Below are 10,274 nucleotides of genomic sequence, written 5' to 3'. Positions count from 1 at the left end.
AGTGGGTTCGCGACAAGGGTTTAACATTCAAGCTGCGTTCAGGTAATAAAGACAGTATAACTTCTTAACTTTGTGGATAAACTTATGAAAAAACAAATTTTGCTTGCGGCAACAATGGCTCTCAGTACCTTAGCTTTTACGGTGTCAGCCGAAGAGATAGGTGATGTCAGCACGACATTTAAGCTGCTGGGAGCCAATAATAAAATTGTGATTGAAGCTTTCGATGATCCTGAAGTCTTAGGCGTTGCCTGCCATGTCTCACGCGCTAAAACAGGTGGAATTAAAGGCTCGGTAGGTCTGGCTGAAGATCCGACAGAAGCGTCAATTGCATGCCGGCAAATAGGTGCAATCGATACAAGCAAACTGGATAAATTGAAAAATGGCGATGTGGTGTTTAAAGAAAGCCTGTCGCTGATTTTTAAGAGTCTGCAAGTGGTGCGTTTCTATGATAAAAAACGCAATGTTTTGGTTTACTTGGCTTACAGCGACAAAGTGATTGAAGGTTCTCCAAAGAATTCTATTTCATCTGTGCCGGTTATGAAGTGGACTCAGTAAAGCGGTAGTCATGTAGGGTACGCTGTGCGTACCTTTTGATATTAAATGATTTTCATAAACGACCAATCAATGTTCAGATCCGGGAATCGTTGAACGGTCGTTGGTTCATCCATGCCAAATACTCCGGGCTGACCGTAATGTCCTTGTTCATCCAGTGTATATACAAGAATCCAACGATCTTCCGGGTGGATAATCCAATATTCCTGAACCCCATGCTGTTGGTAAAGACTGCGTTTGGTGTTCATGTCCTTTAGCGCGGTAGAAGGGGAAAGCACTTCAATAATCCAATCGGGCGCACCACGGCAACCTTGTTTGTCCAGCTTGGACTGGTCGCAAATAACGCTCAGATCGGGTTGCACCACTGTTTCCACCTTTGCATCGGCTTCATCCTTGCGTGGCAGGCGCACGTCGAAAGGGGCAACATAAAATTTACAAGGCTTGCCTTGCAGGTAATTGCCGACTTGCCTGCACAATTCGGAAACAATATCCTGATGCAGTCGTTGCGGTGCGGTCATGGCATACGGTACGCCATCAATCAGCTCCCAACGCTCATTTTCAGGCCATTGGGCATAATCGGTATAGGTGTACTTTTGTTGCAATTGTTCTGCGGTAGCCATCGTCTTCTCCGAAGTGGAAGCCGAGTAGGGTACGCTGTGCGTATCATTCGACATTATTATGGTACGCACAGCGTACCCTACTCGGCTTAAATAAACAAAAACAATCAACCCGCCAGTCGCTCCTGCCATTCGGCGATTTTTATCCTCAACTCATCAATATTAACCGTAGTCAGATGACGCTGCTTTAACAGGCGTTTGCCCGCCACCCAGACATCGGTGACTTGCTGGCGGCTGGCGGCATACACAATCTGCGAAACCGGGCAATATAACGGCTGGGTTTCCAAATGCGATAAATCAACGGCAATCACGTCGGCGGCTTTGCCGATACTTAACGAGCCGATTTCATTGTCCAGACCCAAGGCCTTGGCGCCGTTGATGGTCGCCATGCGCAGGGCGGTCATGGCCGGAATGGCGCTGGCGTCACCGGCAACGGCTTTGCCGAGCAATGCTGCGGTGCGCATTTCGCCGAACATATCCAGGTCATTGTTGCTGGCCGCGCCGTCGGTGCCCAACGCCACATTGATGCCTGCCGCGATACATTTGGCAACCGGGCAAAAGCCGCTGGCCAGTTTTAAATTGGATTCGGGGCAATGCACGATATGAGCGCCAGATTCTGCAAACCGGGCGATTTCGTCATCGGTTAATTGGGTCATGTGTACCGCTATGAATGACGGGTCGATCAGGCCGAGTTCGTGCAATCTTTGCAAGGGGCGCTGTCCGGTTTTTTCCAGTTCCTGCTCGACTTCGTGCTGCGTTTCGTGGACATGCATATGGATCGGCAGTTCCAGTTCGTCGGCCAGGGTTTTGATTTTTTGCAGCGGTTCGTCCGACACCGTGTACGGCGCATGCGGCGCAAACGGCGTGGAAATCAGCGGATGGTGCCGCAGTTGTTCATGCAGAGCTAGGCCTTTTTCAATATAGGCGTCGCTGTTTTCGGCCCAGACCGTCGGAAAATCGATAACGATCAGGCCGACGCTGGCGCGGATGCCGTGATGGTTCGCCTGCGCCGCGGTGATTTCCGGGAAGAAATACATGTCGTTGAAGCAAGTCGTCCCGCCCAGTATCATCTCGGCTATCGCCAGGTCGGTGCCGTCTTTGACAAACGCTTCGCTCATCCATTTTTGTTCCAGCGGCCAGATATGGTTGGCAAGCCAGTCCATCAGCGGTAAATCGTCGGCAATGCCGCGCATTAAGGTCATCGCGGCATGGGTGTGACTGTTGATTAGGCCGGGCAGCAGGGCGTGATGTTCAAGGTTTTCGGTGATTGTGCCTTGATATTTTTGCCGGGCAAGATCGGTCGGCAGCAGGTCGATGATTCGACCATTATCGATAACCAGCGTATGGTGTTCTAAGGTTACGGATTCCGGTTCAACGGGTATAATCCAGCGAGCGTGGATGAGGGTATCGACAACTGTCATAAGATATTCCTAGGTTTGGGTTGCCGAATTATAACTTTTTAGACACTATTCGGCACGAAGGAAAGATTTAGGCGAAAGGCGACGGGCAAAAAAACCTTGCACCTTTTGTCTCTTATAAAGACACTGAATAATTAGATTTTATTTTTATATTAATGACTATGCAAAATAAATTGACTGTACAAGCCTTGCAATGGACAGGTGATGCTTTAAAAGTGCTGGATCAGCGGCAATTGCCGGAAAAAATTGTTTACGATGAATACACCGATGCCGTCGGCGTAACGGCAGCCATTGCAAGCATGCGCGTTCGCGGCGCACCGGCTATCGGCATAGCGGCGGCTTACGGCGTGGCGCTGTCGGTACGTAAGCATTACGCGCAGTCCAATCATTGGCGGCAAAAAGTGACGGCTGACATAGCCATGCTGGCAAAGTCCAGGCCCACGGCGGTCAATCTGTTTTGGGCGCTGGGTCAGATGAAGACCACATTGGCCAAGCAGCTGGATAATCCGCCTCTGGCTATTCTGGCTTGTGCGGAAAAAATCCACAGCGACGATATTGCGGCCAATTACAAAATGGGCGAACTGGGCGCCGATATTCTGGCCGGCGCTAAAGGCGTGATGACGCATTGCAACGCCGGGGCCTTGGCAACCGGCGGTTACGGCACGGCGCTGGGCGTTATTCGCAGCGCTTATCAACGCCAGCGCATTAACATTTATGCGGGCGAAACCCGGCCCTGGCTGCAAGGCGCAAGGCTGACCGTTTGGGAATTGGCGCAAGACGGCATTGCTTCGACCTTGATTGCCGATTCGGCGGCGGCATGGCTGATGAAGTCCGGTGCTGTCGATTGGATTGTGGTCGGTGCAGACCGCATTGCCGCGAATGGCGATGCGGCCAACAAAATCGGCACCTATTCCCTGGCCGTGCTGGCCAAACAGCATGGCGTCAAGTTAATGGTGGTAGCACCAACCACGACCATAGACTGGACTATGCCTAGCGGTGATCTGATAGAAATCGAACAACGCAACCCGAACGAATTATTGCCTGCGTGTTATAGCAACGAGGATTCCCTGGTTAGCGCCTGGAATCCGGTCTTTGACGTAACCCCGGCGGAACTGATTAGCGCCATTGTGACCGAGCGCGGTGTGGTATTGAATCCTGCCGAGCAAGGCGTGGGAGGATTAAGACATGCAATTTAATAAAAAAGGCAACAACCCGGTATTAGCCGTAGGTTTTTTATTTAAAGGCCTGAAATTAGTGAGTCGCCCGGAATTGCGCAAATTCATCATCATTCCGGTATTGATTAATATCGTTTTGTACAGCGCCGCCTTGGTCTTGGGATATTTTTATATTTCGGACTTGATTGATCAATTCATCCCCGGCTGGCTGCAATGGTTAAGCTGGATATTATGGCCGCTGTTTTTTATCAGCTTTTTCATCGCCGGTTTTTTCACTTTTACGGTACTGGCGAATCTGATTGCCGCGCCTTTTTACGGCCATTTATCGGCAAAAACGCTGGCCATGGTAAGCGACAAACCCATGACAATAAGTGAGCCGCCCTTAGCTAAGGTTCTGCTTGCGGAATTAAAACGCATGGGCTATCTGGGAACCCGAGCCTTGCCGTTGCTGATATTGTCGATTATTCCCGGTATCAACGTAATTGCGCCTGTGCTATGGGCTCTGTTCGGCGCCTGGGGCATGGCGCTGGAATACCTGGCCTATCCGCTGGAAAACGAGGGTGTATTGTTTTCCGAACAGAAAAACCTGGTCAAAAGCGTCAGGCTGGGCGCGTTAAGCTTTGGCGGCTTGGCGGTGCTGGGGTTGACCATTCCGGTGCTGAATATCATCATCGCCCCGGCTGCGGTGATTGGCGCGACGCTTTATTTTAACGAGATTAAGCAGGATTGAGCCGAAAACGGTAAAGCGTCTACTGGCTTAAATTAAGGTGTCTATTTGTTGTGGTAAAAAGCTTTCTTCGAATTTCACAGAATACAGCAATCACGACACATTATTAACAGTAATAGATCATGTTTAGCTACAATACAGCCAACTACAACATAATGTGAGAATTTAAAACATGGCTATTTATGCAATTTGGAATAACAAAGGTGGTGTCGGCAAAAGTTACTTAACTTTCCAATTGGCATCAGAATATGCCCGTCAACACTCAGATAAAAAAGTGCTGGTGGTTGATTTGTGTCCGCAAGCAAATTCATCATCTATGTTGCTGGGTGGAATGGTGGATGGTGAAGAAACCCTCAATACTATTCATGGGCAACAATCAAGAAAAACTATCTCTGGATATATTAATGATAGAAGTCGAAGCCCCTATGTTTCGACAAAATCTGGTGCAGATTATATAACGCAGGTTTCTCAATATAACGATAAAGTGCCTAGTAATGTATATCTCGTTGTAGGCGACGAAAAATTAGAACTTCAATCCTCACAAGTATCATACCAAGCAGATCCGAGGGGATACGATGATGCCTGGCGTATCGTTCATCTATGGATAACAGATTTGATTTCAGATATTAAGTATTCATGGAATAACGAAGATTGCTGTGTTTTTATCGACTGTAACCCCAGTTTTTCTATTTATACAGAATTGGCATTAACAGCAGCAGACAGGTTATTAATTCCGTTTTCTGCAGATGGTTCATCAAAAAGAGCGGTTAAAGCTGTATTGTCCCTTGTATATGGACAAAGACGACAACCAAATGATGCACAATCAGAGTTTTACATTGAAACCACTAGAAATAAAATGTCATTACCCGAAATTTATATGTACATAGGTAATAGGTTGACGCAAATGAACTCTTCATCGGCTTCTGCTTTTAAAACAGTCGTCAATGAAATTAGCGATGAAATTTATACAGTATGGCAATCCAGTGACACTCCATTTTGCATACATCCTTTTGGTGCCACTAAACCAAATAACAAAAGATCATTTAAAAATATGTTTCAGTTTGAGGTAAATGACGCAAATTCAGCCTCAGTTGTTTCAAGTGCGTTGGGAATTCCTATCGGTATTCTTACTGCGGGACAAAGAAAAGTAGCAGGAGTAACTATAACTGTTAATCAGTCTCAGCTCGATAGACAAGTGCCAAATTTAAAGGATCTTGTACAACGTATTGAATAATAGCTTGTCATCCCCTTTATCTATATTTTCTGATGCTATGGGAATTCCTATAGGTACTCTTACTGTGGGCTAAAGAATAGTAAGAGTGTAACGGTAACCGTTAATCAAAGCCATGTAGGGTACGACTATATTGTTAATTACCGGAGTTTTCCGTATGGAACAGTCATGTAGGCCGGAATAAGCCGGTTCGAGCGGCAGCGAAAACTGGGGTTTCCGGCAAACACCATTCGAATTCGCCGGAAACGCCACCTCGCGCTACGCGCTTGGATGGCCTTATTCCGACCTACGCCTAGGTTTCAACCCCGCTCCTAACGTTTTTATGATACCTAAGTAAATGGTCATAACTTAACCAACTCAAAACGTTTCGAACGGGGCAACATATCCCGTCCGGCTTGTTTAAAACCCTCAATCCTTTTGACTGCGATGAGTGTTAAAACCCAATGAAATTTGCCATCCAAGTTAACGCCAGCCCTTACCAGTCCAATGCCGGGTATACCGCGTATGAGTTTATCAATGCTGTCTTGGCAGCGGGACATGAAGTGTTCCGGGTGTTTTTTTATCACGACGGCGTTTACCATGCGTTCAAATATGCCACCCCGCCGGATGACGAACTCCAGTTCACTACGCAATGGAGCGAGCTGGCAAGACTGCATCAGATTGACTTGGTGGTGTGCATTTCCGCCGCGCAACGGCGCGGTTTGTTATGCGCCGACGAGGCCCAGCGACAGGGTAAGAAGGATAACGATTTGGCCGAGGGCTTTCGTATTTCCGGTCTGGGGCAGCTGGTTGAGGCCACGCTGGAAGCCGACCGTTTTATCGTATTCGGGTGAGGGCATGAAGCGTTATTTATTTGTACTGCGTAAACCCCCGCACAGCGGCGCACAGGTTCAGGAAATGCTGGATATTATTTTGACCACCGCCGCTTTTGACCAGCACGTCAGTATCTTGTTGCTGGACGACGGCGTATTTCAGCTGAAAAACGGTCAGAATCCTGAAATAGCGGGCATGAAAGATACGGCCTCCATTTTTAAAGCGCTGGAAATCTACGATGTTAACGACATCTACACTGAAGTGGAGTCGCTACAGGAACGCGGCTTAAAGCCGGGCGATTTGTGCCTGCCGGTGCAGGAGCTTTACCGGAAAGACATAGCCGGATTGATGAAGCGGTTTGATGTGGTGTTTGCGGGGTAGGGCGTAAGCTTTAGCAGATCTTTTAATTACCACGAAGGACACGAAGAGCACGAAGAAAAGCCAAAGTAAAAACTTCGTGTTCTCGGCAATTGCTCCTGCATTGCTCTACCTCCTGCATCCTTGCAGTCGTTCGTGTCCTTCGTGGTTTTATAACTTCTTACCCAGTCAGTTTCTTATACTTCAACCGATGAGGATTATCCGCATCGCTACCTAAACGGCGGTGGCGGTCGGCCTCGTAATCTTCATAGTTACCCTCAAACCAGACCACGTTACTGTCGCCTTCAAACGCCAGCATATGCGTAGCAATCCGATCCAGAAACCAGCGATCATGCGAAATCACCACCGCACAGCCGGGGAAAGCCAGCAGCGCTTCTTCCAATGCGCGCAGGGTTTCAACGTCCAGATCATTGGTCGGCTCATCAAGCAACAGCACGTTGCCGCCGGTTTTAAGCAGCTTGGCTAAATGCACACGGTTGCGTTCGCCGCCGGAAAGATCGCCGATACGTTTTCCCTGGTCTGCACCTTTAAAGTTAAAACGACCGACATAAGCCCGTGATGGCGTTTCATATTTGCCAACGGTAATCAAATCCAGCCCATCAGAAATTTCATCGAACACGGTTTTTTTCGAATCCAGGTCATCGCGCAACTGATCAACATAGGCGAGTTGAACGGTTTGTCCCAGTGTTAGGGTGCCGGAATCGGGCTGGTCAACACCGGCCATCATACGAAACAGCGTGGTTTTACCCGCGCCGTTAGGGCCGATAATGCCGACGATGCCGCCGGGCGGCAGTTTAAAGCTCAAACCGTTGATTAACAGCTTGTCGCCGAAAGCCTTGCTGATGTTGTCGGCTTCAATGACCACGTCGCCCAAACGGGGGCCGGGTGGAATATAAATTTCCTGGGTCTCGTTGCGTTTTTGCACGTCGGATGAAGACAGCTCTTCAAAGCGCGCCAATCGGGCCTTGCTTTTGGCATGACGGCCTTTGGGGCTGGAACGCACCCACTCCAACTCTTCTTTCATGGCTTTTTGGCGGGAAGATTCCTGTTTCTCCTCCTGCAACAGCCGGTTGCTCTTTTGCTCCAGCCAGCTGGAGTAATTGCCTTCCCACGGAATGCCGGAACCTCTGTCCAGTTCCAGAATCCAACCGGCCACATTGTCCAGAAAGTAGCGATCATGGGTGACCGCAACCACAGTGCCGGGATAATTGTGCAGGAACCGTTCCAGCCAGGCGACCGATTCCGCGTCCAAATGGTTGGTCGGTTCGTCCAGCAACAGCATGTCGGGATTGGACAACAGCAACCGGCACAAGGCCACGCGGCGTTTTTCACCGCCGGACAGCTTGGTGACATCGGCATCCCAATCCGGCAAGCGCAACGCATCGGCGGCGACTTCCAGCTTGCGATCCAGGTTATGGCCGTCGCAGGCATTGATGAAGTCTTCCAGGAACGCTTGTTCGGCGGCCAGTTTGTCAAAATCGGCATCGGGCAGCGCGTAAGCGGCATAGACGGCGTCGAGTTTCGCCAAGGTTTCCTTGATTTCCGCGACCGCTTCCTCGACATTGCCGCGCACGGTTTTATTGGGGTCGAGTTGCGGCTCTTGCGGCAGATAGCCGATTTTAATGCCCTTGAGTGGGATGGCCTCGCCTTCGATTTCCTTGTCGATGCCCGCCATGATGCGCAGCAGCGTCGATTTACCCGAGCCGTTTAAGCCCAGCACGCCGATTTTTGCGCCGGGGAAAAAAGACAGCGAGATGTCCTTGAGGATGTATTTTTTGGGCGGGACAATCTTGCCGACCCGGTTCATTGAGTAGATGTATTGCGCCATAGTGTTTAGTTCAGCAGTTTAAGGTGGGTAGAGGGTATCGCGATGTCGGCTATTATTCCATGTTATTTGGTAATTTTTAAGCGTTGATGATCAAAGGGCTGAATGTGCAGTCAGTTTCAAAGGTAAAAATTGTACCCGGCATTCCGCGCATCTGAAAATTAAGCATTTAAAATCAATCCGTTGAAAATTATGTCGCTAATTGGTAAAAAACAATATCATTTAATTTCAATGAATTGGCATGGGTATGCGGAATGTCGGTTGTACGGATGTCAATACCCATTTTACCTGTCTAGCATTCCGGCATTGAATCGGTGTGTTTTCAACGTAGATGGAATTGGCATAAAGCAGGCCATCAGCGTATGCTTAATTCGCTGCATTCGGCAGTCGAATTTGGCAATAGTCATCTTTAAAACACGGGTGTCCCTGTGTCATTTGCATGAATTTTTAGAAAAACCATCAATTAGTCGGAGTGAATACCATGAGCAAAGAACAAAAAAGCAATAAAGAAGACAAGAAAAAACCTGCTTTAAGCCCGAAAGAAAAAAAAGCGGTGAAGAAAACCAAAAAAGATTCTAAGAGTTAATATAATTTTTCTGGCTCCCGATTTCTATATTGGGAGCCGCTTCGTTTTTCACGAAATCGGAGATTAGCGCCTTTCGACAGGACTCGGAACACCAAATTCCCAAGCTTGAGTTCTCTCAAGTATCTGCGTGACATCCTGCTCGCCGTCCCATTCTACTGAACCATGGGTAAACCCGTGGTTGCCGCTTTGTACAGCTATGCCGAACAGACAATAGTATTTGCACACAGCAACAATCAGTGGCTTAGCGTTGCCTTATGAATGCGCCGTTTAAGTGCCGCTAAGCAGTTGTAAGTCATTGATAGTTTATAAAATTATTGATTTGTTGCGTTTTTGTACGATTTAACAAAACACCAATAAAAACCGCAAGTAAGCACTAAAGAAAACAATCAATACACAGAGTTATCCACAGATTTTGTGCGTAAGTATTGGATACGGCTTTATCGCTGTATACGGTGTTGAAGGGCAGTTCGCGTTCCTGCATTGGCATGCAGGAACGCGCGGTTTTGTTAAAGATTTGGTAAATATTGGGGAAGATGTTGCCGAATATCGGCAACACTCAACATGGTTATTTCTTTGTTGAGTTCGAAGCGAACCAGCTTTCTAACTTGTTCAGACAGATGATTGCGTAGTAAGCCAAGAAAAGAAGGTGAGGCAACAAGCAGTAGTTGCTCAAACCGGTTTGTGTTGTGTGCGTCTTCCAGATATTGGGCAATAATATGCGCAAAATTATCGGCTTCGTGTTTTTTCGGGTCGGTAGGTTGCTCAAAAGCATGGCCGCCCCCACCGACGCTTTTGATCTTTCCTGGCAGATCGGAAGTTATGTCCCGATCATGTAAACGACTTTCGGTATGAGAAAAGTCTTCAATTTCCTCTAAAGGGGACGCGGACGTGTCGGCAGTAAAAATGCGTGCACGAGCGCTGTCAGCAACGAGTATCCAGGTTAATTTCATGA

The 10,274-nt window shown here is 48.2% G+C and carries 10 protein-coding genes; 6 read left to right on the top strand and 4 right to left on the bottom strand.

Going from position 1 to position 10,274, the window contains the following annotated elements; all coding sequences use genetic code 11:
- Window positions 1–84 precede the first annotated feature (84 nt).
- Window positions 85–555, top strand: a complete 471-nt coding sequence (locus ABXJ76_RS13440) for a CreA family protein (RefSeq protein WP_432741196.1) — start codon at window positions 85–87, stop codon at window positions 553–555.
- Between the two features lie 41 nt (window positions 556–596).
- Here the strand turns inward: ABXJ76_RS13440 and ABXJ76_RS13435 are convergent, their stop codons facing one another.
- Both ABXJ76_RS13435 and ABXJ76_RS13430 read right to left on the bottom strand, forming a co-directional pair.
- Window positions 597–1,172, bottom strand: a complete 576-nt coding sequence (locus ABXJ76_RS13435) for a Uma2 family endonuclease (protein ID WP_432741194.1) — start codon at window positions 1,170–1,172, stop codon at window positions 597–599.
- A gap of 104 nt (window positions 1,173–1,276) precedes the next feature.
- Window positions 1,277–2,590 (bottom strand): TRZ/ATZ family hydrolase, encoded by a 1,314-nt coding sequence (locus tag ABXJ76_RS13430; RefSeq protein WP_432741192.1) that lies wholly within the window; start codon window positions 2,588–2,590, stop codon window positions 1,277–1,279.
- A 152-nt stretch (window positions 2,591–2,742) separates the two neighbouring features.
- On the opposite strand from ABXJ76_RS13430, the gene mtnA reads away from it, so the two are divergent.
- The 5 genes from mtnA to tusC all read left to right on the top strand — a co-directional run bounded on the left by mtnA (window position 2,743) and on the right by tusC (window position 6,914).
- Window positions 2,743–3,783, top strand: a complete 1,041-nt coding sequence (gene mtnA / locus ABXJ76_RS13425) for an S-methyl-5-thioribose-1-phosphate isomerase (RefSeq protein ID WP_432741190.1) — start codon at window positions 2,743–2,745, stop codon at window positions 3,781–3,783.
- Window positions 3,773–4,492, top strand: coding sequence for a sulfate transporter CysZ (cysZ, locus tag ABXJ76_RS13420; RefSeq protein ID WP_432741189.1), 720 nt, complete (start codon window positions 3,773–3,775; stop codon window positions 4,490–4,492). Before mtnA ends, cysZ begins: the two co-directional genes overlap by 11 nt.
- A gap of 169 nt (window positions 4,493–4,661) precedes the next feature.
- Complete coding sequence (locus tag ABXJ76_RS13415; protein WP_432741187.1) at window positions 4,662–5,723, top strand: ParA family protein; 1,062 nt, start codon at window positions 4,662–4,664, stop codon at window positions 5,721–5,723.
- A gap of 440 nt (window positions 5,724–6,163) precedes the next feature.
- On the top strand, window positions 6,164–6,553 hold the full coding sequence (tusD, locus tag ABXJ76_RS13410) for a sulfurtransferase complex subunit TusD (RefSeq protein WP_432741186.1): 390 nt from the start codon (window positions 6,164–6,166) through the stop codon (window positions 6,551–6,553).
- A gap of 4 nt (window positions 6,554–6,557) precedes the next feature.
- A complete protein-coding gene (tusC, locus tag ABXJ76_RS13405) occupies window positions 6,558–6,914 on the top strand; it encodes a sulfurtransferase complex subunit TusC (RefSeq protein ID WP_432741184.1) in 357 nt (118 codons plus the stop codon).
- A gap of 157 nt (window positions 6,915–7,071) precedes the next feature.
- On the opposite strand, the gene ettA is transcribed toward tusC, so the two are convergent.
- The gene (gene ettA, locus ABXJ76_RS13400) at window positions 7,072–8,739 is read right to left on the bottom strand and encodes an energy-dependent translational throttle protein EttA (RefSeq protein WP_432741182.1); all 1,668 of its coding nucleotides are present in this window, start codon (window positions 8,737–8,739) and stop codon (window positions 7,072–7,074) included.
- Window positions 8,740–9,828: 1,089 nt separating this feature from the next.
- The gene (locus ABXJ76_RS13395) at window positions 9,829–10,272 is read right to left on the bottom strand and encodes a host attachment protein (protein ID WP_432741180.1); all 444 of its coding nucleotides are present in this window, start codon (window positions 10,270–10,272) and stop codon (window positions 9,829–9,831) included.
- Window positions 10,273–10,274 lie beyond the last annotated feature (2 nt).

Origin of the sequence: Methylobacter arcticus (assembly GCF_050917435.1) — a bacterium.
GTDB lineage: Bacteria > Pseudomonadota > Gammaproteobacteria > Methylococcales > Methylomonadaceae > Methylobacter_A > Methylobacter_A titanis.
This window is presented reverse-complemented; position numbering and strand designations above follow the sequence as displayed.